We start from the raw sequence: 23,612 nt of genomic DNA, 5'->3' as shown, positions 1-23,612 counted from the left end.
CTCCCGGCAGGGCGTTACTGGCCGGCGTACTCGTCAAGCTGTCGGGGGCCGAAGGCATCCGGGATGACCTCGTCAATCGTCTTGACGCCCGAAACCGTCTGCAGCAGCATGCCCTCGGTCGAGTGCTCGAACAATAGCTGCCGGCACCGCCCGCACGGCATGAGAATGCCGCCATTGCCGTCGACACACGTGAAGGCGACGAGCTTGCCGCCGCCGGACATGTGTAGCCCGGATACGAGCGCGCATTCAGCGCAAAGGGTGAGCCCATACGACGCGTTCTCCACGTTGCATCCGCTGACGATGCGGCCGTCATCGGCAAACGCCGCGGCTCCGACGGGGAACTTGGAGTAGGGCACATAAGCCTTGTGCATCGCCTCCGTCGCCGCGAGGCGCAGAGCCTCCCAGTCGATGGATTCCGGTGTCACCGAGGTCATTTGATGTACGGCTTTCCCGAGGCCGCTGGCGCTCGGGAGATCCCCACGAGACCGGCGACCGCGAAGATCGTAATGATGTACGGGAGCATGAGCATGAACTCGCTGGGCACGGGAGAGCCGATGATGCCGAGCACGCTCTGCAGGTTGGATGCGAACCCGAAAAGCAGGGCGGCAAGGGTCGCCTTGATGGGATCCCACCGGCCGAAGATCACGGCGGCGAGGGCGATAAAGCCGAGCCCCGCCGTCATCTCCTTGTTGAACGCCCCAACGGATCCGAGGGTGAAGTAGGCGCCGCCGAACCCGACGATGGCGCCCGCGAGCGACACGTTCCAGAAGCGGAGCTTGTTGACCTTGATGCCCACGGTGTCTGCGGCCTTCGGGTGCTCGCCGACCGCGCGGAGGCGCAGCCCCCACTTGGTGTGGAAGAGGCAGAACCAGACGAGGAAGACGGCGACGTACATGAAGTACACGATCATCGTCTGGCGGAACAGCATGGGCCCAATGATGGGGATTTCGCTCAGGAACGGGATGGCGATGCGCTCAAACCGCGGCGGGTTGTTGAGCGCTGACGGATCCTGCGAGAGCACCTGCGAGAACAGAAAGCTCGTAAGGCCCGTTACAAGCACGTTGAGCACAACACCGACGATGACCTGGTCCACGAGGTACTTGATCGCGAAGGCAGCAAGAACGAACGATACGAGCACGCCGGCCACGGCGGCACCCAGCAGACCCGCATAGGGGTTGCCCGTGATGGACGCAATAACGGCCGAGGCGAATGCTCCCGCCAACAGCTGTCCTTCGATGGCGATGTTCACCACGCCGACGCGCTCAGAGATCACGCCGCCAAGGGCACCGAAGATCAGCGGAACACTCAGGCTCACTGTGCCAATCAAAAGGCCATAGATGGGCAGGGATGCTCCCGCGCCCGCCCAGGTGAGAAACCCGATCAAGAACAGCACGGCGAATACGACGGACACCCACAGGGGCACTCGGCGCTTCTGCGCGACAGTCCAGGCCGCGAAGCCGGTGAGAGCGGCCAGAAGCAGGGTGATCACAATGCAGGTCGCCATCGTGGGGAGCACGATCTCGGGGAGCTGGATCGCGTCGCTCGGTGTCGACAGTCGGAACGTGCTGGACTCTGGCCCACGGCTGAGGGCGAGGAACAGCACACCAGCGATTACGGTGAAGACCCCCAGGATGACCGGGACCTTCCAGCTCGTGATGACGGCGGTTGACGTCCCGCCTTCGGTTGTCGGCTCTGTCGTGGTGACGATGCTCACTTGGCCTCCACCTCCTGGGTGACGATGGGGCGGGGACGGCGAGGGCCGGTTCCCGGGTCGGGTAGGCGGAAGATCGCCCGCACGAGCGGGGGCGCGGCGATGAAGAGCACGATGAGCGACTGAACGACGACCACGATGTCGATCGGCACACCCTCTGCCGCCTGCATCGAGAAGCCTCCGGCTTTGAACGCGCCGAAGAGAAGACCGGCCGCAAAGATGCCCCACGGGGTCGAACGCCCGAGGAGAGCGACCGTGATCGCATCGAATCCGATGCCCGCGTCGATTCCCTGGCTGAAGCCAGAGGTCACAGTGCCCAGGACCTGGTTCACCCCTGCCAGGCCCGCCAGACCGCCGGCAATGAGCATCGCCGAGATGTAAACGCTGTTCACGTTGATGCCAGCGACTCGCGCAGCATTCGGGTTCTCGCCGACCGCACGGAACTTGAATCCCATGCTCGACCGGTTGAGCAGCCACCATACAAATACCGTGGCCGCGATGACCACAATGAACCCTGCGTGCAGGTTGTAGCCGGCGAAGAGATCGGGCAGGATCGCCGAATCCTTCATGGGCGGAGTCTTGGGGTTGTTAGACCCCGGCGCCTGCAGCGCCCCGGGCGTGCGCAGCAAGAAGGCCACGAAGTAGAGCGCGATGAAGTTGAGCATGATCGTGACGATCACCTCGTGTGCACCGGTTCGGGCCCTGAGTAGCCCGACGATGCCGCCCCAGAGGGCGCCCGCGATGATGCCGGCCATGACCGCCACGATCACGTGGATGACGGGGGGCAGGTCTACGCCAAAGCCCACCCATCCGGCGGCGGCTGCGGCCATGAGCATCTGGCCACGAGCACCGATGTTGAACAGTCCGACGCGGAAGGCAAGGCCGACCCCGAGCCCCGCCGCGATCAGCGGGGTGGCGAACGTGAGCGTTTCGGTGAGCGGCTTGATGCCAGCAGCGAATCCCTCTCGGCGGAAGTTGTAGATCGACCCCTGGAACAGCGCGCCGTAGGCGCCGGAAACCGACTGCCAGATAGCGCTGAGCATGTCACCGGGCCGGGCGAAGAAGTAGCCAGCCGTCTCCTGAACGCGCTCGTCTGTTGCCGCAATCATGATTGCGCCAACCACGAGGGCGATCAGCACCGAAAGCACCGAGATCATGGCGGAGCCACCCGCGATGTCGCGGCCAGCCTTGCGCCACCTCGACTCCTCCTGCGATTCCGCTGGCGGTGCCGGCACAGCGCGCTCGGTGGTCTCTTCCTGCGGCGTTGCAGCAGGTTTCTGGTCGCTCACGCGGCGGCCCCCGTTCCGGTCGGCGCTTCGCCGGCCATCATCAATCCCAAAACATCGCGCGGGGTGTCTCCCGGCACGATGCCAATAATTCCGCCGCGATACATCACGAGAATGCGGTCGGCGAGAGCAACAACCTCGTCGAGCTCGGTCGAAATCACGATCACGGGAATCCCGGAGTTGCGCGTCTCGATGATGCGCTTGTGCACGACCTCGATTGACCCGACATCGAGGCCGCGGGTGGGCTGGGCTGCTACGAAGAGCCGAAGGTCCCGGCTCAGTTCGCGCGCCAGAACGACCTTCTGCTGGTTACCACCCGAGAGACGACCCGCATGGGTCTCGATTCCCTGCGTACGGATGTCGAATTCCTTAACCTTCTCGCGCGCAAACTCCGCGAGGTAGCCCAGCTGCAGATTTCCGTTCTTCACGAACGGTTCTCCTGTGCTGCGGTCGAGCATGAGGTTCTCGGCGACGCTGAACTCCGCGACCAGGCCGTGTTCTGTTCGGTCCTCGGGAACAAAGCCCACCCCGGCATCAAGGATGCGGCGCACGCTGCGGCCGGTGAGCTCCTGACCGTCGAGGGTGATGCTGCCCGTGACACGGTGCTGCAGGCCGAGGAGCGCCTCGGTTAGTTCTGTCTGGCCGTTGCCCTGCACGCCAGCAATGACAAGGATCTCGCCTGCGCGAACGTCGAACGAGGCATGGGAAACCACCAGATTGCCGCGCACATCAACGACAGAAAGGTCGTCAACGACGAGCGAGGGCCCGCCGGGGTGCGATGTGCCCTTGTCGACCGTGAGTTCGACCGCGCGGCCCACCATGAGCGAGGCCAGCTCCACGTTGGAGGCGGTCGGCGAGGCGGTGCCGACGACCTTGCCCAGGCGGATGACCGTGATGCGGTCGGCGATGGCGCGCACCTCGCGGAGCTTGTGGGTGATGAAGACGATGGAGGTCCCGGCCGCTTTGAGCTGCCTCATGATCGTGATCAGTTCGTCGGTTTCTTGCGGAGTCAGCACCGCCGTCGGCTCGTCGAATACGAGAACCTTGGCGTCGTGCGAGAGCGCCTTGATGATCTCGACCCGCTGCTGCGCGCCGACGGGGAGATCTTCGATCAGCGCATCGGGGTCGATGTCGAAGCCGAATCGCGCCGAAAGCTCGCGCACCCTGGCGCGCGCACTGTCGAGGTCGAGCACGCCGCCCGCCTTGGTCTGCTCATTGCCGAGCATGAGGTTCTCGGCCACGGTGAAGACAGGGATGAGCATGAAGTGTTGATGCACCATGCCGATGCCGGCGGCCATGGCGTCTCCAGGGCCCGAGAAGTGCTGGACTACATCGTCGAGCAGGATCTCACCCTCGTCGGCCTGGTAGAGGCCGTAAAGAACGTTCATGAGCGTCGACTTGCCCGCTCCGTTCTCACCGAGAAGGGCATGGATTTCACCGGGTTCGATCACGAGGTCGATGTGGTCGTTGGCGACGAGGGCACCGAATCTCTTCGTGATGCCGCGAAGTTCGAGCTTCATGGTTCCTGATTCTAGGGATCGGGTAAAGCGATTCGCAGGCTGGGCGCCTGCTCATTTGCGCGGCTCTCACCGAAGTGAGCAGCAGCTACACGCAGAAGGGAGGCCGGCAAGAGCCGGCCTCCCTCACTGTTGTGCGGAGGTGTGCCTAGTTGGCGAGGTAGGAGTTAACCTTCACCTTGCCGCTGACGATGTCTGCCTTCAGAGCGTCGAGCTCAGCCTGCAGCGTGGTGGGAACCTTGCTCTCCCAGTCGTGGAACGAGGCGAGTCCAACGCCCTCGTTCTCGAGCGTGCCAACGTAGGGGGTCGGGTCGAAGTCGCCCTTACCTGCGGCAAGCACGGCCTCGTAGGTGCTGACGTCCATGGCCTTGAGGATCGAGGTCAGGAGCAGGTCAGCGACGGTGGGGTCGGTCTGGAACACGTCGGCGTCAACACCAACGAGGGCGATGTCACGGTTCGCGTCGCGGATTGCCGCTGCTGCGCTCTGGTAGATCGGGCCACCGACGGGCAGGAGCACGTCGACGTTCTGGTCGATGAGACCCTGAGCCGCGTTGAGCGCCTCGGTGCCAGCGGAGAAGCCGCCGGTGAAGGTTCCGTCGGTGCCGTCCCAGCCGAGAACCTCAACGGCCTTGCCGTTGGCCTCGTTGTAGTAGTCAACGCCCTGCTTGAAGCCGTCCATGAAGATGGAGACGGTCGGGAAGTTCATTCCACCGAAGGTTCCGACCTTGCCGGTCTGCGACATCGCTGCTGCGGCGTAGCCACCCAGGAACGCGGCCTGAGCCGTGTCGTAGAGGATCGGCTTGATGTTGTCGGCGTCAGCCTTGCCATCGAAGTCGGAGTCTGCTGCATCGTCAATGATGATGAAGTCGACGTCGGGGTTGGCCTTGGCCGCCTCGACCGTCGCGGCCGACAGCGCGAAGCCGACAGTGACGATGGCGTCGCAGCCCTGGTCTACGAGGCTCGTGATGTTGGGCTCGTAGTCGGTCTCGGCGTCGGACTGAACGTCCTTGTACTCGACGCCGAGCTCCTCCGCGGCCTTGACGAGGCCCTCGAAGCTGAGCTGGTTGAACGACTTGTCGTCGAATCCGCCGGCGTCAGAAACGATGCAGGGCAGGAAGTCGGCTGCTGCGGCGTTGCCGCCGTCGCCCTCTTCAGGGGCAGACGCGCAGCCAGAAAGGATGAGCGCGCTGGAGCCGATCAATGCGAGACCGCCGAAGGCGGCCTTGCGAGAAATGATTGCCAAAATGTCCTCCAAAAGAAGCCGGTGCAAGTGACGCCGGACTGTGGGCACAACGTTACCGAAAACTACGACGTGCTTGACAACACTTTGGGTTCCGAAATTGAACAGTTATCAAGCTGGGATGCTCGCGATATATCTACGAAATGTTCAGACCGTAAAGCACCCCCGATCGAGGGGCGCAGCTCCCCTATTTCGGCGTTGACGGAGACGTCACGACGATGTCGCCCGCCACGATCCGAGCCTTGAGCGCCTCAAGCTCGGCGACGAGCGCCGCTGGCACAGCAGCCTCGAGGTCGTGGAATGGCGCAAGCCCGACTCCGCCGTTGTCGAGCGTGCCGATGAACGGCTCAGCCGTGAAGTCGCCGTCGAGGTCTGCGCGCACGATCTCGACCACGGCATCCTGGGTGTTCTTGAGGATGCTCGTCAACACGATGCCCTGATATTCAGCAGGCAGCGTCTCGTAGCCGTCATTGTCGACCCAGATCAGCATGCCGCCGCGTTCTGCGATTGCTGCGGCGGCTCCTTCGCCGACCTGCCCGGCCACGGGGAGGATGACATCGGCGTTCTGGTCGAGGAGGCCCTCGGTTGTGGTCTTTCCCAGCGTTACGTTCTCGAAGTCGCCGGTGAAAAGGCCGTCCTGGCTGGCCTTGTCCCAGCCCAGAACACGCACCGAGGTGCCGTGGGTCTCGTTGTACTGAGCAACGCCGTCGACGAATCCGTCCATGAAGAGGGTCACGGGGGGCTGGTTGCCGCCACCGAAGGTGCCGACGATGCCGGTCTTGGTCACGCCAGCGGCGAGGTAACCCGCAAGGTAGGCGGCCTGCGCGGTGTCGAAGACAATCGGCTTGATGTTGTCGCCCTCAACCAGCTCGTCCACAATCGCAAAGCGCAGGTCGGGGTTTGCCTCGGCCTGCGCCGACGTGGCCTCCGCGAGCTCCCAGCCCACCGTGAGAATCAGCTCGCAGCCGGTGCCGACCGCCTGCTCAACGTTGGGGGCGAGGTCCGTCTCGTTGGTCGACACGATCGCGTCGACGTCAATGTCAAACTCCTCCGCCGCCATCTCAAGGCCCTCCCAGCTTGACTGGTTGAAGGAGCGATCCTCGAGCCCTCCTGAGTTGGTGACCATGCGAGCGCAGTAGTCGGAGCCGGCGGAGTCACCGCCTTGATCCGGCGCCGGCGCACAGCCGACGAGTGCGAGAAGGCCAGAGGCCGCGATGACAGCGGCGGTGCTGCGGATGCGCGAAGAAAGAACCATAGGCAAAATCTAGAGCACGACGGGGCCTTAGAGCACGTCGCCACTTCCGGCGAGCTTGAGGGCGTCGACGACAGACTTGACCCGCTGCGCGTTGGCGGTCGTCGTGACAAGGAGGGCATCCGGCGTATCGACTACGACGATGTCCTCGACTCCAATGAGCGAAATGAGCCGCTTGGAGTGGCTGATGACGACGCCGGTCGACGCGTCGGAGAGAATGCGCGGGTTGTCCCCGAGAATCGCAAGGTTGTTGACACGCCCACCGGAGTGCAGCTTGCCAATCGCCGCGAAGTCACCCACGTCGTCCCAGTCGAAGTCCCCCGGGATCACAGCGAGACGCCCCGCTTTGGCCGCAGGCTCTGCCACCGTGTAGTCAATCGCAATCTTGCGCAACCGGGGCCATACACGGTCGACCGTCGCCCCACGGCGAGTGGTATCCCAATCAGCAGCGAGCTCCAGCAACCCTTCGAGCAGCTCTGGTTCCGCCTCTCCGAGCTGCTTGAGCAGCACGTCGGCGCGAGAAATGAACATGCCGCCGTTCCAGAGGTAATCCCCCGCGGCCAGATAGCCGCGAGCAACATCAAGATTTGGCTTCTCAACGAAGGTATCGACCGCGAACGCGCTCGGAGCACCCGCGATGTCGAGTCGCCCGCCGCAGTGAATGTAGCCGAAGCCGATGGCCGGATCGGTCGGGCTGATGCCGATCGTCGCAATGTAGCCAGCATCCGCAGCGGCGATGGCTTCGACAACGGCGCGCCGAAAGCCGCGGGCATCGGTGATCACATGGTCTGCGGCGAAAGAACCGATGATCACGCCGGGCTCGCGATGTTCGAGGATTGCGGCGGCGAGTCCAATCGCGGCGGTCGAATCCTTCGGCTCGCTCTCCAGCACGACGTTGTGGTCAGCGAGAGCGGGCAGCTGAGCCTCGACCGCGGCCCGGTGCGCTCGACCGGTTACCACCATGATGCGCTGGTCGCCGTTGAGGGGTTCGAGGCGATCCCATGTGCCGCGGAGCAGTGTTTTGCCTGCTCCCGTGAGGTCGTGCAAGAACTTAGGAGCGTCGGCTCTCGACAGCGGCCACAGCCGCGACCCGATGCCTCCGGCAGGGATCACGCTATAGAAACGCTCAAGGGCAGAAGAATCACTCATGCGGTAAACCATAGCCGCGCGACTTAGGCAAGCCTTGGCAGCAGGTGCCCTCTCAACAGGAATACAATTGACGAGCGCTGTTCACGCAACGCATTCCCATGCCCCGAGGCGGGGCCCCAATCACATCGCAAGGAGGGTTGCTCGTGCCAGAGAATTCGGCGGGAGCCCTGGCCGAAGCCCAGCCAGTGGACCATAAGCCACAAGGCAAGAACAAACCAGGTGGAACGCTCTACCGCGGCAGTGCAGGAATGTGGTCGTGGGTGTTGCACCGAATCACCGGTGTCAGCATCTTCTTCTTCCTCCTTGTGCACATTTTGGATACGGCGCTGCTGCGTCTGAGCCCCGAGGCATACAACGCCGTTATCGGCACCTACCAGACGCCCATCATGGGTATTGGTGAGGTCGGCCTCGTCGGCGCAATCGGCTTCCATGCCCTCAACGGCCTGCGCATCATCCTCATTGACTTCTGGTCGGTCGGAACCCGCCACCACAAGCTCTTGTTCTGGATCGTTATCGCGCTCTGGGTTGTGCTCATGCTCGGCTTCACGCCGCGCCACCTGATGAATGTCTTCGGGGGTTAAGACGATGACGGTAAATATCGAAACTCCTCGCAGCCTTCCCAAGCGCAGCGGCATCAACCTCGAGAAGTGGGGCTGGATCTACATGCGCGCCAGTGGCGTCGTGTTGGTCGTTCTCATCTTCGGGCACCTCTTCGTCAACCTCATGGTCGGCGATGGTGTTCACGCCATCGACTTCGCCTTCGTCGGCGGCAAGTGGGCAGACCCATTCTGGGTTGTCTGGGACACGCTGCTTTTGTGGCTCGCCCTCATCCACGGCGCCAACGGCATGCGCACGCTCATTGCTGATTACGCACACAACCCCACACTTCGCCGCATCTTCATGTGGTCACTGCTCGGCGCAACTGTCGTGCTCTTGGTTCTGGGTTCGCTCGTTATCTTCACGTTCGACCCGTGCCCTGTCGGCTATGACGATCTTCTGCCCGAGTTTTGTAAGGACATAAAGTGAACGAACGTAACATCGGCGGCTCCCTCTTCGCGGATGCTGTACCTGCTGTAGGAGAGTCGAAGGTTATCGACGGCGTCACCTACCACCAGCACGACGTGATCATCGTCGGCGCTGGCGGCGCAGGAATGCGCGCCGCCATCGAGGCTGGCCCCAACGCCAGCACCGCCGTTATCTCCAAGCTTTACCCCACGCGTTCCCACACGGGCGCGGCGCAGGGCGGCATGGCCGCAGCGCTCGCAAACGTAGAAGAAGACAACTGGGAATGGCACACGTTCGACACCGTCAAGGGCGGCGACTACCTGGTTGACCAGGATGCTGCCGAGATCCTGGCGAAAGAAGCCATCGACGCGGTCATCGACCTCGAGAACATGGGTCTTCCGTTCAACCGCACGCCTGAAGGCAAGATCGACCAGCGTCGTTTCGGTGGCCACACGCGCGATCACGGCAAGGCTCCGGTTCGCCGTGCCTGCTACGCCGCCGACCGCACCGGTCACATGATTCTGCAGACGCTGTATCAGAACTGCGTCAAGCACGGCATCAACTTCTTCAACGAGTTCTACGTGCTCGACCTCATCATGAGCGAGGTTGACGGCGTCAAGAAGCCCGCTGGTGTTGTCGCCTACGAGCTTGCCACCGGCCAGCTCCACGTTTTCCAGGGCAAGGCCGTGATCTTTGCGACCGGTGGGTTCGGCAAGGTCTACAAGACCACGTCGAACGCCCACACCCTCACGGGTGACGGCGTTGGCATCATTTGGCGCAAGGGCCTGCCGCTCGAGGACATGGAGTTCTTCCAGTTCCACCCGACCGGACTCGCTGGCCTCGGCATCCTCCTCACCGAGGGTGCCCGCGGCGAAGGCGCGATCCTGCGCAACGCCAGCGGTGAGCGCTTCATGGAGCGGTACGCCCCCACCATCAAGGACCTCGCTCCCCGTGACATCGTGGCCCGGTGCATGGTTCAGGAGGTGGCAGAGGGACGCGGCGCGGGCCCCCACAAGGACTACGTCTACCTGGACTGCACGCACCTGGGTGCAGAGGTTCTCGAGACCAAGCTGCCCGACATCACGGAGTTCGCCCGCACCTACCTCGGTGTTGACCCCGTCGTCGAGCCCGTGCCGGTTATGCCGACCGCTCACTATGCGATGGGTGGCATCCCCACCAACAACAACGCAGAGGTTCTCTCGGACAACACCACCGTCGTTCCCGGCCTCTACGCCGCCGGCGAGTGCGCGTGTGTCTCGGTTCACGGCTCGAACCGTCTGGGTACCAACTCACTGCTCGACATCAACGTTTTCGGCAAGCGCGCCGGCAACAATGCTGCCGAGTACGTGAAGACGGCGGAATTCGCCCCGCTGCCCGAGGACCCCACGGCGGAGATCCGCGGCCTCATCGAAATGCTGCAGTCCTCCACGGGAACCGAAAGCATCGCTGCAATCCGCAAGGAGCTGCAGGAGGAGATGGACCGCAACGCACAGGTGTTCCGCACCGATGAGTCGCTGGGCAAGGTCACGCAGACCATCCACGGCCTTCGCCAGCGTTACCGGAACATCGCCGTGCAAGACAAGGGCAAGCGGTTTAACACAGACCTTCTTGAGGCAATCGAACTAGGCTTCTTGCTCGATCTAGCCGAGGTTGTCGTGTTCTCCGCTCGAAACCGCAAGGAGAGCCGTGGCGGTCATATGCGCGACGACTACCCCAACCGCGACGACGAAACCTACATGAAGCACACGATGGCCTACCTCACCGGTGACCCCCACTCTGCTGATGCGGCTGACCACATCAAGCTCGACTGGAAGCCCGTCGTCATCACCAACTACCAGCCCATGGAGAGGAAGTACTGATGTCCACGGCAACAGCTGAGGTCGTGCCCGTCGCGGAGGCCCCGATCCCCTCATTCACGGTGACCCTCATCATCCGGCGCTTCGACCCCGATGTCGACACTGAGGCCCGCTGGGAGGACTTCGACGTCGAGATGTACCCCACGGACCGCATCCTCGACGCACTGCACAAGATCAAGTGGGAGCAGGACGGCTCGCTCACGTTCCGTCGCTCATGCGCCCATGGCATCTGCGGCTCCGACGCCATGCGCATCAACGGCCGCAACCGTCTGGCCTGCAAGACGCTCATCAAGGACCTCGATATTTCGAAGCCCATCTACATCGAGGCCATCAAGGGTCTGCCGCTGGAGAAGGACCTCATTGTCGACATGGAGCCGTTCTTCGACTCCTTCAAGGACATTCAGCCCTTCCTCATCGCCGGCAAGGCACCAGAGAAGGGCAAGGAGCGCCAGCAGTCCGTTGCTGAGCGCGCCCGCTTCGACGACACCACCAAGTGCATCCTCTGCGCAGCGTGCACCTCGTCGTGCCCCGTGTTCTGGACCGACGGGCAGTACTTTGGCCCCGCAGCCATCGTGAACGCCCACCGCTTCATCTTCGACTCGCGCGATGAGGGATCCGAGACGCGTCTCGACATCCTCAACGACAAAGAGGGCGTGTGGCGCTGCCGCACCACCTTCAACTGCACCGAGGCATGCCCCCGCGGCATCCAGGTGACCCAGGCAATCGCCGAGGTCAAGCAGGCCATCATGCGCGGCAAGCCGTAACTACAGCATAAAAAAGCGCCGATCCCGTTGGGGTCGGCGCTTTTTTGGTTGTCGCTAGCGCTCGGTCTGCTGGGCTTCTATGGCCGCCGCCAGCGGAGCGAATAGCGGATGTGACCGCTCGATTCCGCACACCTCGCTGGTGAACTGGGCGGCGCTGAGGGCATCGAGTTTCTGTTGAAGCTCAACGCTCTGCTCGTCTTCTGGCACGTCGAATCGAAGGGCAGTCGCCACCGCATCGATGAGCGCGGCGGGGGTGTAACCGCGTTCCGCAAGCTCTGCGGCCGGGCCGATGAACCGCTCGTGCCGGCTCAGTTTGCGCAACGGTTGCCGCCCTACTCGATCGACCGTGTCCGGCAGATGGGGGTTGGCGAAGCGCACCAGGATCTTCTCGATATAGGCCTGCTGGGCCGCGCTGTCGAGCCCGTGCTTCTCCACGAGAAGCTGCTTGGTCTCCATAAGAACGGATCGGACGGCGGCCTCGACCTCGGGGCGCGCGAGGGCATCCGATATTGCCGAGGCTCCGGCGACAAACCCGTAATAGGCGATCGTGGCATGCCCCGTATTGACCGTGAAGAGCTTGCGTTCAATGTAGGGAGCGAGGTCATCGACAAAAGTCGCTCCCGGAATGCTCGGCTCTGCTCCACCAAAGGGCGTTCGGTCGATCGCCCACTCGTAGTAGCTCTCGACGGTGACATCGAGGCCTGCTCCGGATGCCTGGCCCGGCACAATGCGATCCACAGCGGTATTGGCAAACACCGCGCGACCGAGCGCCGCGAGCGCATCTCCTGGGGCTATCTCCGACAGGACGCGCTCGACCTCTGCACGCAGGATGTCCGTGGCATTGATGGCGTTCTCGCACGCCATAACGCCCAACGGGGCGACATCGTCGCTACGCGCGAGCAACCCCTGGGCGATGGCGGGCGCGATAAACCTGAGCACTGTGGGTCCGACCGCAGTCGTCACGAGATCGGCGCTCGTGATCTCGTCGACGAGACTCTGCGGGCTTGCGGAGCTGTCAATGGCTCTGAATCCCGTCACCTCGTGATCTCTGGCACCCTCCCCCACCTCGTGCACAGTGTAGGAGTCGGCTGCGGTGAGCTGCCCAATGAGCTCGGCGTTGACATCCGAGAACACGACGTCATATCCCGCCTCGTGCAGCAGCAGGCCCACAAAGCCGCGACCGATGTTGCCGGCGCCGCAGTGCACGGCCTTCATCAGGAATTCACCTCAGACAGAATGTCGAGAATCTCCTCCGGGCTTGCAGCGTCAAGCAGGGCCTGTACCTCGTCCTCGTCCGAGAACACGATGGCGATCTTGGAAAGTATGTCGAGGTGCTGGTTTTCGATGCCGGCGATGCCGACAACAAAACGCACCGGGTTTCCGTCCCAATCGATCGGCTGGTCGTAGCGCACAAACGAGAGCGCCGAGCGCAGAATCGACTCTTTGCTCTCGTTGGTTCCGTGCGGAATGGCCAGGAAGTTCCCCATATAGGTCGACACTGACTCCTCACGCTCCAGCATCGCGGGCAGGTAGGCCGATGTGACCGCCCCTGCCTCCATGAGGATGCTGTGCGCCTCGCGCATGGCCTCCGTCTTGGTGGTGGCTTCGCCACCGATGCGAATCTGGCTGAGCTGCAGTACCTGTGACTCCATGGGGAACTCCCTGTCCTGTTCGCTTATCGGTCGTTCTGCGACTTGAGCAATTCGACCACTTCGTCGTACTTGGGGCTGTTCATGAAATTGTCAACGGAGATGTGGCGCGCGTTCGGCGTCTTATCCGTCGCTCGAGCCGTGAGGTCTTGATGGGTGATCACCAGGTCCTCCGTGCCGTCGAGGTTGGCGATCGACTTGTTCACGACCGTCACTCCCTCAATTCCAGCCTTCTTAACCTTGTTCCGCAATACGGATGCTCCCATTGCGCTCGATCCCATTCCGGCGTCGCAGGCGAACACGACGTTATCGATGCGCGTGTCCGTGGAAGTCGTGCCCTCGGCCCCGGCGGCTGCCGAGTCGGAGCGCGCGTCGGAATCCGGTGTGACCAGTCCACCGAGCACTGCGGACGACTTGCCCTTGTTTGCTTCGGTCTGGGCAACAGCAGCCGCGAGATCGGCGCCTCCCTTGCGCAGGTCGTTCTTGCGGCTTGCCCGCAGGATGATGCTGCCGATCAGGAACGTGACAGTCGCGGAGAGCACCACGGAGAGTATGACGCCGAGGTAGCTGTCGCTTGCCGTCTGGGCGAGCACCGCGATGATGCTGCCGGGAGCTGCAGGCGCGCGAAGGCCACTGTCGAACAGAGCGTTCGTGGCGACGCCCGTCATACCTCCGGCGATCACCGCGAGGAGCAGAAGCGGCTTCATCAGCACGTAGGGGAAGTAGATCTCGTGGATTCCACCGAAGAACTGAATAATTGCCGCTCCTGGCGCGCTCGCGCGGGCCATCCCTGTGCCGAAGAACGTGAAGGCGAGAAGCACGCCGAGGCCAGGACCGGGGTTCGCCTCGAGTAGGAACAGGATCGACTTGCCGGTCTCCGCCGCCTCAGCAACACCGAGCGGCGTGAGAACACCGTGGTTTATGGCGTTGTTGAGAAAGAAGACCTTGGCGGGCTCAATCAGAATGCTGGTCAGCGGCAGTAGGCCCGTGATGACGAGCCACCCGACCGCGGTGCCGATGACATCCATAATCCAGTTGACGATCGGGGCAAGGATGTAGAAGCCAACGACGGCCATGGCGAACGAGAAGATACCGGCCGAGAACATATCCACGAGCATTTCGAAGCCCGCCTTGACCTTGCCAGCCCAAAGAGCGTCGAGGCGCTTCATACCCCACGCCGCGAGCGGGCCCATGATCATCGCACCGATGAACATGTGCACCTGTCCGAGGGGCGCCTCGCCCGCTGGCTGCGACTCGTTGAACAGAGCGATGAGGTAGTCGGAACCCGCAATCGTGCCCATCGTTGCCACGGTCGCTACGACACCGCCTCGGGTGTCGTAGACCATCCGGCCGGCGGTGTTGGCGATAAGAAGCGGCAGAAGGTAGTGAATCGTGGGGCCGACGAGTGTTGCAAGGCCCTCGTTGGGGGTCCATCCGTCCGGGATAAAGAACGCGGTGATGATGCCCCAGGCGATGAGCGCCGGAATGTTGGGCATGATCATTCCGCTGAGGAAGGTGCCAAAGCGCTGAATTCCTACGCGCGCTCCGCCCCCACGGCGGGTGGGTGACTCCGTTGTCATGTTGGTTTCCTGTTCTCGAGAGGTGCTGGACGGGGTTGGTGTAGTGCGGTGACTCATTTTGTGTGGTGTTTTTCCGGTGCGTGGTTCGGTTAGTGAGATCGAGCGGACACGACTGCCCTCGCAGCGTCGCGGGCATCCATTGCGGTGCGCGAGCCGAGCGCTGCCTCGGCGAGCGCCGCAGCTTCTTCGCGGGTGTGGAGCAAAAGCTCGGCCCGAACATCGGCGAGCGCGGCCGGGGTCATCGAGAGCGAGGTGGCCCCCAGCCCAACGAGAACGACGGCGAGCAGAGGGTCGGCGGCGGCCTCACCACAGACCCCAACAGGCGTGTTGTTGGCGCGGCCAGCGTCGCCGAGCATCTTGACGAGCCTGAGCACGGCAGGATGCCACGCGTCCTGATAGGCGGCCACGCTGCCGAGCATCCGGTCGGCCGCCATCGTGTACTGGGTGAGGTCATTCGTGCCGATGCTCACAAAGTCGCTCGCGGCGGCGACCTGGTCTGCCATGAGCGCTAGCGCAGGGATTTCGGCCATAACTCCTGCGACCTTGACGCCAAGCTCACGGGCGATCGCAACGAAGTATTCGGTTTCTTCGACGTCGGAGACCATGGGCGCCATGACCCAGAGCTCGGCGTTGCTGTCCTCCTGCGCGCGGGCGAGGGCGGTGAGCTGGTCCCGCAGGATCTGTTCGTTGGCGCGCAGTGCCCGGAGGCCGCGAAGCCCCAGGGCCGGATTCTCCTCTTCTGCGTCATTGAGAAAGCTCAGGGGCTTATCGGCACCGGCATCGAGGCAACGAACGACAACCTTTTTGCCAGGGAAGGCCTGCAACACCGCCGTGTAGTCGGCCTGCTGCTGCTCGATGGTCGGAGCGGTTGTCGAGTCGAGAAAGAGAAATTCAGTACGAAAGAGCCCAACACCTTCTGCGCCCAGCTCGACCGCTGCTGCGGCATCTTTGGGGCTTCCAAGGTTGGCCAGGAGGGGAACCCGAGTGCCGTCGGCGAGGGCGCCGTCGGTGATCGGCGCATTGACAATGGCCTTGAGCTCAGCGGTCCGGGTCTCTGCGGAGGCAATCTCCGCCGAGGTCGGCTCGACCGTCACGAGCCCCGCTCCGGCATCGACAATGACGATGGTGCCGTCGGAGAGCTCGTCCGCCCCTGATACCCCGACGATCGCCGTGATCGATTTGGAGCGGGCCAGGATGGCGGTGTGCGAGGTGGGACCGCCGTCGCGCGTGATCAGGGCGAGCACCTTGTCGAGGTCGAGCATGGCCGTGTCTGCGGGCGCTAGGTCGTGGGCGACCAATACGAAGGGACTATCGGATGTTGGAACCCCCGGCGCGGGCACCCCGCGGAGCCGAGCAATGATGCGCTGCGAGACATCGCCGAGATCAGCGGCCCGCTCAGCCATGTAACCGCCCATTGAGGTGAGCAGCTGCTGGAACGCAGCGAAGGCGTCGAACACGGCACGCTCCCCGGTGCTGCCGTTCTTGATGCGCGACGCCACGTCCTCAACGAGGCCAGGGTCCTGCGCCATCATGGCTTGGGCCTCGAGCACGCCCTGGGCGTCGCCTCCTGCGGCAGCGCCTTTCGCCGCAAGCTCGGCAGCGACGGCTGCGAGGGCTTCTGTCACCGCGGCGTTCTCGGTGTCCGCGTCAGCGGTGCGGGGCGTCGCGGGGGGCTCTGGCAGCGGGTCGGGCATCCTCAGCACCGGTCCCGACGCGATTCCCCGACCGACTCCTATGCCTCGCAGTTCTCGCATCACGGACTCCCTCATCGTGTGGCGGCAATAAAACCTGCCCCGAGAGTACCCCCATCTCGGTTGACAAACAAACAAATTCAAAGATAAAACTACTAAAGCAGACATTTGTTTGTGATGCTTTGACTGCGGACGACGAGGTCACCATGTACGCACCCGAACGCCACCAGGCAATCCTTGAGCAAGCCCGCGAGCACGGTCGTGTCGAAGTGCGGGAACTCGCCGAGCTCCTCAACGTCACCCCCGAGACCATCCGGCGCGACCTGACGGGTCTCGAACGCCGCGGGCTCGTGCGGCGCGCCCATGGTGGCGCGATCCCCGTCGAGCGCGGACTCGTTGGCCCCGCCGTCACCGTTCGCAACGAAATCCTCACCGCCGAGAAGCTGGCCATCGCGACGGCAGCGCTCGAAGAACTACCCGACGGCGGATCCATCATCATCGACGCCGGAACGACCACCATCAAGCTGGCAGAACTCATTCCCGCAGACCGACGGCTGACCGTCGTAACCCACTCCCTCCCGGTCGCCCTAGCCCTCGCCGACAACGACAATATTGAGCTGCATATGCTCGGTGGGCTCGTGCGGGCGACATCCCGAGCATCCGTTGGCACATGGACCCACCAGATGCTGAGCATGGTGAGCGTCGACGTCGCCTTCATCAGCATCAACGGCATCACTCCGGAGCGCGGGCTCACGACCCACAACATTGCAGAGGCGGCGGTTAAATCCGCCATCATCAAAGCGGCAAGACGCAGCATCGTGCTGGCCGATCACACCAAGTTTGGGCGCGAAGAATTTGGCCGAGTGGCCCCTCTCGCGGCGATCGACACGATCATCACCGACCCCGGAGTCAACGCCGAACTCGTGCGGGAGGTCGAGGCCGCCGGGCCTGACGTAACCCTCGCTGGCGCACTAGGGTCGCCAGCAGTAGCTTGACCGTTCCAGAAAGGACTCCCCCATGTCAGAAGCCCAGCGCACTGTCTCATTCGGCTCGGCTGTCGGCCTTCACGCTCGCCCCGCAGCGACCATCGCCAAGGCGGCAGCGGAGAGCGGCCACGCGGTCACGATTGAGGCCGGCGGCAAAAAGGCCAACGCCGCCAGTGTGCTGTTTCTGCTCGCTATGGGAGTCAACCACGGCGACGAGGTCACCCTCACTGTGGTCGGCGACAACGCCGACGCGGTTGCCGATGACATGGCGGCGCTCATTGCTTCCGAACTCGACGTCGACTGAGGCGTGACGACACCCTCCTGCACGAGCGCCTCCCGTAGTGTGGGCTGAGTGGTGAGCATTCCCGAGCGCGTCAACAAGGTCATAGCGTGGGTCACGGCTCTCCGGCCAGTACGAGTGTTTATGCACTATGTCGAGAATCGGGGGCCGATCCTCGCTGCTGGCCTCGCGTTCAACGCGATTTTCGCCGTCTTCGCCGCACTATGGGTAGCGTTCGCGGTTGCCGGGCTCGTTATCAGCGCGCATCCAGATGTCCAGAGCGCGTTCTATGCGCTGCTCGATTCGGCCATTCCCGGCCTCATCGATACAGGTGATGGAAACGGCGCAATCAACCCCGACGACCTGGAGTCGGCCTCCGTTCTGGGGTGGACTGGCGCAATCGCCCTCGGCGGCCTCGTTTTTACCGCCCTCGGCTGGCTCGCCGCATGCCGCGACGCGGTTCGTCTGCTCTTCGATCTCCCCGGTGAGAAGCTCAATCCGGTGTTGCTCAAGCTCAAGGATGCCGGGCTTGGGCTCGCCTTCGGCGCGGCGATTCTGGTGTCGGCGGCTCTCCTGGTGTTTAGCACACAGGCAGTCGGGTCGCTCCTCGACGCGTGGAACGTGCCAGAGACCCTCGCCTCCCTCATTGAGGGTCGGGCGCTAGGCCTCATCCTCATGTTTGCCCTCGACACGGTCTCACTGGCGGCCCTTTATCGTCTTCTTTCGGGCCTGAGCATCCCTGCTAAGCGACTGTGGGTGGGTGCCATGATCGGCGGCGCTGCGTTCGGGGTGCTCAAGATTCTGGGATCCGCTCTGCTCGGCGGTGCGACAAATAACCCCCTTCTGGCATCGTTCGCCGTGATAATCGGCCTGCTCATCTGGTTCAACCTCATGTGCCAGGTGATTCTCTTGGGCGCATCGTGGATCGCGGTGGGCATGGCCGACAGCGGTCTCATCGCCGACCCTCGAATCGCCCGCGAGAGAGAGGAGGCTCGCCTTGCCGAGGTCTCCCGCGCGGCAGAGAAGCGAGGGGAAGCAGAACGGAGGGTTACGGAGCTCAAGCGCCGTCGTCGCTGGGGCTGGGCTCGGCGACTGTTCGGCCGCCACGCATCCCCATCCACACACGAGGATGCCGGTCGCGCCGCGACGCCCGACCAGCACCATGACGGTGGTCGTCGATAAGCTTCTCGGCATGTCTTCGCCGCTTCGAATCGCCACCGTCAATGTCAACGGAGTCCGCGCCGCGTACCGCAAAGGAATGGGCGACTGGCTCGACTCAGCGGGCGTCGACATCCTTGCCCTGCAAGAAGTGCGCGCCTCTACCGATGATCTTGTCGGGCTCCTCGGCGACGGGTGGGATGTTCTGCACGACGCGGCGACTGCCAAGGGGCGCGCGGGTGTTGCCCTCGCCAGTCGCAACAAGGCCAGCATCCACAGGGTGGAACTGGGCGACGTGGAGTTCGATAGCGCAGGGCGCTGGCTCGAGGCAGACTTCGCGGTCGGCGACGACGTTGTCACCGTGGTGAGTACCTATGTGCACTCCGGCGAGGTCGATACGCCCAAGCAGGTGGAGAAATACAAGTTTCTCGACGCGATGAGCGCCCGACTGCCGGAGCTCGAGAAGCACTCGCGCTACTCCCTCGTCGTCGGCGACCTCAACGTTGGCCACACCACTCTCGACATCAAGAACTGGAAGGGCAACGTCAAGCGAGCCGGGTTCCTGCCAGTCGAGCGTGCGTACTTCGATCGCTTCGTCGGGCCTGCCGGCGAGACCGTCGAATGCCAGGACGGCACGAAGGGCACCGGGCTGGGGTGGGTAGACGTCGGCCGCCGCTTCGTCGGAGAGGTCCCCGGCCCCTACACCTGGTGGTCCAACATGGGCAAAGCGTTCGACAACGACAGCGGATGGCGCATCGACTATCACCTCGCATCCCCCGAGCTGGCAGCGAAGGTCGTGGACTACCGGGTCGACCGATACCCCTCCTACGACACCCGTTGGTCTGACCACGCTCCGGTCGTCGTCGACTATGCCCTGGATGCTGGGAGAATAGGCGGATGACCGCAAAGCCCCGTCTCTTCTCCGGAATGCAGCCCTCCGCCGACTCTCTCCAGATCGGCAACTACATCGGGGCGCTCCTGCAGTGGCGTGAGATGCAACGAACGCACGATGCAATCTTCTGCGTCGTCGACCTGCATGCCATCACGGTCGCGCAGGATCCCGCACAGTTGCGGGAGGCTACCCGCCGCACGGCAGCGCAGTACATCGCCGCGGGTATCGACCCTGAGCAGTCGACTCTTTTCGTGCAATCCCATGTCTCGGCGCACGCGGAACTCGCCTGGGCCCTCAACACCATCACGGGCTTCGGCGAAGCCAGCCGCATGACGCAGTTCAAAGACAAATCGGCGCGGCACGGGGCGGATGCGACCACGGTGGGGCTCTTCGCCTACCCGGTGCTCATGGCCGCCGACATCCTTCTCTACGACGCCGAGGTCGTCCCCACGGGAGAGGACCAGCGCCAGCACATCGAATTGACGCGCAATCTGGCGGAGCGATTCAACTCACGCTTCGGTGAGACGTTCGTGGTGCCCGAGGCACAGATCCAGAAGGCATCCGCCAAGATCTACGACCTGCAGGACCCCGCCGCCAAGATGAGCAAGTCTGCCTCGAGCGAGAAGGGTGTGGTTTGGCTGCTCGACGAGCCGACCGCCACCGCGAAGAAGATCAAGTCTGCGACGACCGATAGCGAAGGCTCGGTGCGCTACGACAGTGCAGAAAAGCCTGGCATCTCCAACCTCCTCACGATCTACTCCGCCCTGAGTGGCACCGACATCGCAGCGCTCGAAGACCAGTACGCGGGGCGCGGCTACGGCGACTTCAAGAAGGATCTCGCCGAGGTTGTTACGGAGACCTTCGCGCCCATCCGCGCACGGGTGCTCGAGCTGCTCGCCGACCCTGCGGAGCTCGACCGCATCCTGGCCGGCAACGCCGACAAGGCCGCAGAAATCGCTAACGCGACGCTCGCACGCGTCTACGACCGTATGGGCCTGCTCCCCCGCCGCTGAAGCCGCTCGGTCATGGGTAGTCCTGCCCAGTGACGTGGGGGTTCCCGGCCGATAGTGTGGCCGGAGAAGAGCAGCTCTCGCCGCCGACGCACGATGGCGATGGCTTGTCGGGGGAGGAATCTGTGGCGGACATCCAGATCGACTACGGTGCGATCGAGCACTCCCGGTCGGAGATCGACTCTGCGGTAAGCACCCTGAGGCAGGCAGGATCGCTCGGAAGCGACATCGCTGGGCTCGTAGGGCATTCGGGGCTCGCCTCACAAGTGCAGGATTTTGCCGATGGTTGGGACATCAACCGCGGGCGGCTGGTGGATGAGCTGACCGCCATCTCGGACTCCCTGCAGGCAATAGTCGATGCGTTCACCGACCTCGACCAGCAGATGGCGAACGCCGCAGGGGGCGAGAAGTGAGCCTTGCGGGCAACCCCGGCGCCCTTGCCGTGCGCACGGACGACCTTATGAGAGCAGCCTCGGCCATCTCGGATGCCGCCCACATCCTCCAGCGACTCTCCGTCACAGGCACGGCCGAGGCCATCGATGCGGTCAGCGATCGCGGAGACGACGCGGCCAGAACCGTGGAGCGCGCCCATGCCCGCTATGCCGACACCGCGGATGCGCTTGCCATCTATGCGGTCGAGCTCCAGGCCGCGCATAATGCAGCCGACGAGGCCGACGAGCGCATGGCCGACGAGCGCCGTCGCATCGACACTGCGGAGGAACTCGAGGAGAGCCTGCGGGCGCAGCGGGTGCGTGCGGAGGCAGACGACGACGATCCAGAGAGAGCAGAGCGGCTCGGCGACCGGACGGCCGATGCAACGTGGGAGCGCGCTCGCGCTCAGTCGGAATACGACGACGCCTGGGCGGCACACTGCCGGGCGGTGGACGACCACGAGGCCGCCGCCGAGCGGGCTATCGTGCGCATCCGCCACGCCCTCGAAGACACCGACGACTCCGCCTGGGACCACCTCGGCGCATTCGCTGCAGGGATAGGTGACTTTCTCGCCTCCGCAGGCGAGTGGATCATGGAGGTGCTCAAGAAGACCGTCGATGTGCTTCTTGCGGTGCTCATCGCGGTGGCCGTCGTGCTCGCCGTGATCCTGATCATCGCCATCGCGGTTTACATCATTAGCGCTGCCACCGGCTTGGTCTTGGCGACCATCGTCGCGCTCATCGCCACGCTGCTCATCCCCGGCCTCGAAGCGGAGCGCATCCGAGTGGCGGCACTCCTGATCAGCATGCTGGTGCCGCTCGCGGGCGGACTGATCCTCTGGCGCATCCTTTCGGACGTGATGGCGCCGACACCTACCGTGCGGGACTACGTTGCGGATGGGACGGCGAAACAGCGCGAGGCCGCAGCGGATGCAGCCCGACTGACGTCGATCACGGAGCTCGGCCAGTTCGCTCTCGCAGAAGGCTATGCAGACCAGATGGGCGGCTCGGAGAAGACTGTCGTTGACATCAAGCAGGTCGTCGGCCCGGACGGCGTGACCCGCTGGGTGGTAACCCTGCCGAGCACGCAGGACTGGCAGGCATTGCAGGGCGCCATGGACGACGACGCGGGTTCTACGTCGTTCGGTGACCCCGGGGCGAGTAACGACGTGGATTCGAACATCGCCCTTATGCTGACCCCCGAGTTACGCACGCAATATGAGCGGGCAGTGCTTGCGGCCATGGACGAGGCTGGCATTTCGAGCACCGACGAAGTCATGCTTGTCGGTTTCAGCCAGGGAGGCATCATGGCCGGGCATCTCGCCGCGAATCGTTCGAGTGAGTACAACTTCACGGCTGTGCTCGCCTACGGGTCACCGATTGATGCAATGAGCATCCCGTCGAAGACGGAGGTGCTCTCTATCCAGCACCCAGAGCCTGTCCATCAACTCGACCTGACGGCGCCCCGACCGAACTCTCAACATTGGATCACCATCAGCACAGCTGCCTATGACGACAGCGGAGCCGCCGTGTCCGGTGCAGGAGCCCACAACAACGACCTCTACCGAGAATCGATCGATCGGCTCGTCGCGGACGGAACCCTTTCGAACGACCACTTCGGTTCGTTCATGGGCGAGGTGAGCGAACACCATCGCTATGAGTGGAAAGAATGATGCGAACAGTGATCATCCGCCGCGCCTCGCTCGTTGTCGCGCTCACGCTGGGAGCGCTCGTTGTCTCCGGCTGTGCATTCATATTCGAAGGGAACGACCGCACTATGAACCCGTCCGCGGAAGAGACGCACGAACAGGAGATTGCCGCAGCGATTGAAGCAATCAACGACACGATCATTTCGGCACGCGCCGAGCAGGTGCGGTCGGGGTTAGGCACCAATCTTTATGTGACGTTCCATGTGTCCACCGAGGCTGTGACTGCGGCAGAGCTGGAGGCCGTGCTCACCACTGTCGCCCCACGGATCCCTGAGGGGATGGGGGTCGTGCGCATCACGGCGCGCGACGAAGGCGTCGAGCTCATTCCACTCAACGATGCGGCACAACAACTAGGCCTCCCTGAGCTCAGTATCAAGAGCGAGGGAACCGTCGTGATGAATCCCGACACGCTAGCGAAGCTCTACGCCAAATGACTCTCACGAATG

General features: G+C 63.5%; 23 protein-coding genes. 12 read left to right on the top strand and 11 right to left on the bottom strand.

The window, feature by feature from the left end; genetic code table 11:
- Nucleotides 1-14: 14 nt before the first annotated feature.
- The 7 genes from C2138_RS02595 to C2138_RS02565 all read right to left on the bottom strand — a co-directional run bounded on the left by C2138_RS02595 (nucleotide 15) and on the right by C2138_RS02565 (nucleotide 8,155).
- Nucleotides 15-434 (bottom strand): cytidine deaminase, encoded by a 420-nt coding sequence (locus C2138_RS02595; RefSeq protein ID WP_108515296.1) that lies wholly within the window; start codon nucleotides 432-434, stop codon nucleotides 15-17.
- The gene (locus C2138_RS02590; RefSeq protein ID WP_408640566.1) at nucleotides 431-1,714 is read right to left on the bottom strand and encodes an ABC transporter permease; all 1,284 of its coding nucleotides are present in this window, start codon (nucleotides 1,712-1,714) and stop codon (nucleotides 431-433) included. Before C2138_RS02590 ends, C2138_RS02595 begins: the two co-directional genes overlap by 4 nt.
- Complete coding sequence (locus C2138_RS02585; RefSeq protein WP_233245635.1) at nucleotides 1,711-2,946, bottom strand: ABC transporter permease; 1,236 nt, start codon at nucleotides 2,944-2,946, stop codon at nucleotides 1,711-1,713. The genes C2138_RS02590 and C2138_RS02585 overlap by 4 nt, the downstream gene beginning before the upstream one ends.
- Before the next feature lie 50 nt (nucleotides 2,947-2,996).
- A complete protein-coding gene (locus C2138_RS02580; RefSeq protein ID WP_108515295.1) occupies nucleotides 2,997-4,517 on the bottom strand; it encodes an ABC transporter ATP-binding protein in 1,521 nt (506 codons plus the stop codon).
- Nucleotides 4,518-4,662: 145 nt separating this feature from the next.
- Nucleotides 4,663-5,757 (bottom strand): BMP family lipoprotein, encoded by a 1,095-nt coding sequence (locus C2138_RS02575; RefSeq protein WP_199286560.1) that lies wholly within the window; start codon nucleotides 5,755-5,757, stop codon nucleotides 4,663-4,665.
- 184 nt (nucleotides 5,758-5,941) lie between these two features.
- Nucleotides 5,942-7,009 (bottom strand): BMP family lipoprotein, encoded by a 1,068-nt coding sequence (locus C2138_RS02570; protein ID WP_108515291.1) that lies wholly within the window; start codon nucleotides 7,007-7,009, stop codon nucleotides 5,942-5,944.
- Nucleotides 7,010-7,036: 27 nt separating this feature from the next.
- Nucleotides 7,037-8,155, bottom strand: coding sequence for a mannose-1-phosphate guanylyltransferase (locus tag C2138_RS02565; RefSeq protein ID WP_108518704.1), 1,119 nt, complete (start codon nucleotides 8,153-8,155; stop codon nucleotides 7,037-7,039).
- Between the two features lie 167 nt (nucleotides 8,156-8,322).
- Between C2138_RS02565 and sdhC the strand changes: the two genes are divergently transcribed.
- Genes sdhC through C2138_RS02545 form a run of 4 tightly spaced genes read left to right on the top strand, consistent with a single transcriptional unit; the run spans nucleotide 8,323 to nucleotide 11,780 of the window.
- Entirely contained in the window at nucleotides 8,323-8,736 is a 414-nt protein-coding gene (gene sdhC / locus C2138_RS02560; protein ID WP_269844864.1) for a succinate dehydrogenase, cytochrome b556 subunit, read from the top strand.
- Nucleotides 8,737-8,740: 4 nt separating this feature from the next.
- On the top strand, nucleotides 8,741-9,181 hold the full coding sequence (locus tag C2138_RS02555; RefSeq protein ID WP_108515288.1) for a succinate dehydrogenase hydrophobic membrane anchor subunit: 441 nt from the start codon (nucleotides 8,741-8,743) through the stop codon (nucleotides 9,179-9,181).
- 11 nt (nucleotides 9,182-9,192) lie between these two features.
- Nucleotides 9,193-11,019, top strand: coding sequence for a succinate dehydrogenase flavoprotein subunit (gene sdhA / locus C2138_RS02550; protein ID WP_108518703.1), 1,827 nt, complete (start codon nucleotides 9,193-9,195; stop codon nucleotides 11,017-11,019).
- Nucleotides 11,019-11,780: a succinate dehydrogenase iron-sulfur subunit gene (locus C2138_RS02545; protein ID WP_108515286.1), complete on the top strand. Its 762-nt coding sequence runs from the start codon at nucleotides 11,019-11,021 to the stop codon at nucleotides 11,778-11,780. The genes sdhA and C2138_RS02545 overlap by 1 nt, the downstream gene beginning before the upstream one ends.
- A gap of 54 nt (nucleotides 11,781-11,834) precedes the next feature.
- Here C2138_RS02545 and C2138_RS02540 read toward each other — a convergent pair whose 3' ends face one another.
- The 4 genes from C2138_RS02540 to ptsP all read right to left on the bottom strand — a co-directional run bounded on the left by C2138_RS02540 (nucleotide 11,835) and on the right by ptsP (nucleotide 16,763).
- Nucleotides 11,835-12,995, bottom strand: coding sequence for a mannitol-1-phosphate 5-dehydrogenase (locus tag C2138_RS02540; RefSeq protein WP_108515284.1), 1,161 nt, complete (start codon nucleotides 12,993-12,995; stop codon nucleotides 11,835-11,837).
- On the bottom strand, nucleotides 12,995-13,432 hold the full coding sequence (locus C2138_RS02535) for a PTS mannitol transporter subunit IIA (protein ID WP_108515282.1): 438 nt from the start codon (nucleotides 13,430-13,432) through the stop codon (nucleotides 12,995-12,997). The genes C2138_RS02540 and C2138_RS02535 overlap by 1 nt, the downstream gene beginning before the upstream one ends.
- 23 nt (nucleotides 13,433-13,455) lie before the next feature.
- Nucleotides 13,456-15,009 carry a PTS mannitol transporter subunit IIBC gene (locus C2138_RS02530; protein WP_108515281.1) on the bottom strand — a complete coding sequence of 518 codons (1,554 nt, stop codon included), beginning with the start codon at nucleotides 15,007-15,009 and terminating at the stop codon, nucleotides 13,456-13,458.
- An 89-nt stretch (nucleotides 15,010-15,098) separates the two neighbouring features.
- Complete coding sequence (gene ptsP / locus C2138_RS02525) at nucleotides 15,099-16,763, bottom strand: phosphoenolpyruvate--protein phosphotransferase (RefSeq protein ID WP_108515279.1); 1,665 nt, start codon at nucleotides 16,761-16,763, stop codon at nucleotides 15,099-15,101.
- Nucleotides 16,764-16,906: 143 nt separating this feature from the next.
- On the opposite strand from ptsP, the gene C2138_RS02520 reads away from it, so the two are divergent.
- From C2138_RS02520 to C2138_RS02485, 8 genes are read left to right on the top strand one after another with little or no spacing between them, the layout of a single operon-like run.
- Nucleotides 16,907-17,695: a DeoR/GlpR family DNA-binding transcription regulator gene (locus tag C2138_RS02520; protein WP_108515277.1), complete on the top strand. Its 789-nt coding sequence runs from the start codon at nucleotides 16,907-16,909 to the stop codon at nucleotides 17,693-17,695.
- Nucleotides 17,696-17,717: 22 nt separating this feature from the next.
- Complete coding sequence (locus C2138_RS02515) at nucleotides 17,718-17,990, top strand: HPr family phosphocarrier protein (protein ID WP_108515275.1); 273 nt, start codon at nucleotides 17,718-17,720, stop codon at nucleotides 17,988-17,990.
- 48 nt (nucleotides 17,991-18,038) lie between these two features.
- A complete protein-coding gene (locus tag C2138_RS02510) occupies nucleotides 18,039-19,148 on the top strand; it encodes a YihY/virulence factor BrkB family protein (RefSeq protein ID WP_159078114.1) in 1,110 nt (369 codons plus the stop codon).
- Nucleotides 19,149-19,158: 10 nt separating this feature from the next.
- Nucleotides 19,159-20,025: an exodeoxyribonuclease III gene (locus tag C2138_RS02505; RefSeq protein WP_108518701.1), complete on the top strand. Its 867-nt coding sequence runs from the start codon at nucleotides 19,159-19,161 to the stop codon at nucleotides 20,023-20,025.
- Complete coding sequence (gene trpS, locus C2138_RS02500; protein WP_108515272.1) at nucleotides 20,022-21,029, top strand: tryptophan--tRNA ligase; 1,008 nt, start codon at nucleotides 20,022-20,024, stop codon at nucleotides 21,027-21,029. Before C2138_RS02505 ends, trpS begins: the two co-directional genes overlap by 4 nt.
- Before the next feature lie 29 nt (nucleotides 21,030-21,058).
- A complete protein-coding gene (locus C2138_RS02495; protein ID WP_159078113.1) occupies nucleotides 21,059-21,439 on the top strand; it encodes a WXG100 family type VII secretion target in 381 nt (126 codons plus the stop codon).
- Nucleotides 21,436-23,130, top strand: coding sequence for a hypothetical protein (locus C2138_RS02490; protein WP_108515269.1), 1,695 nt, complete (start codon nucleotides 21,436-21,438; stop codon nucleotides 23,128-23,130). The genes C2138_RS02495 and C2138_RS02490 overlap by 4 nt, the downstream gene beginning before the upstream one ends.
- Entirely contained in the window at nucleotides 23,127-23,600 is a 474-nt protein-coding gene (locus C2138_RS02485; RefSeq protein ID WP_159078112.1) for a hypothetical protein, read from the top strand. The genes C2138_RS02490 and C2138_RS02485 overlap by 4 nt, the downstream gene beginning before the upstream one ends.
- Nucleotides 23,601-23,612: the final 12 nt, after the last annotated feature.

Source organism: Salinibacterium hongtaonis, from assembly GCF_003065485.1.
Classification (GTDB): domain Bacteria; phylum Actinomycetota; class Actinomycetes; order Actinomycetales; family Microbacteriaceae; genus Homoserinimonas; species Homoserinimonas hongtaonis.
The sequence above is the reverse complement of the archived record's forward strand: the minus strand, read 5'-3'. Positions and strand labels throughout refer to the sequence as shown.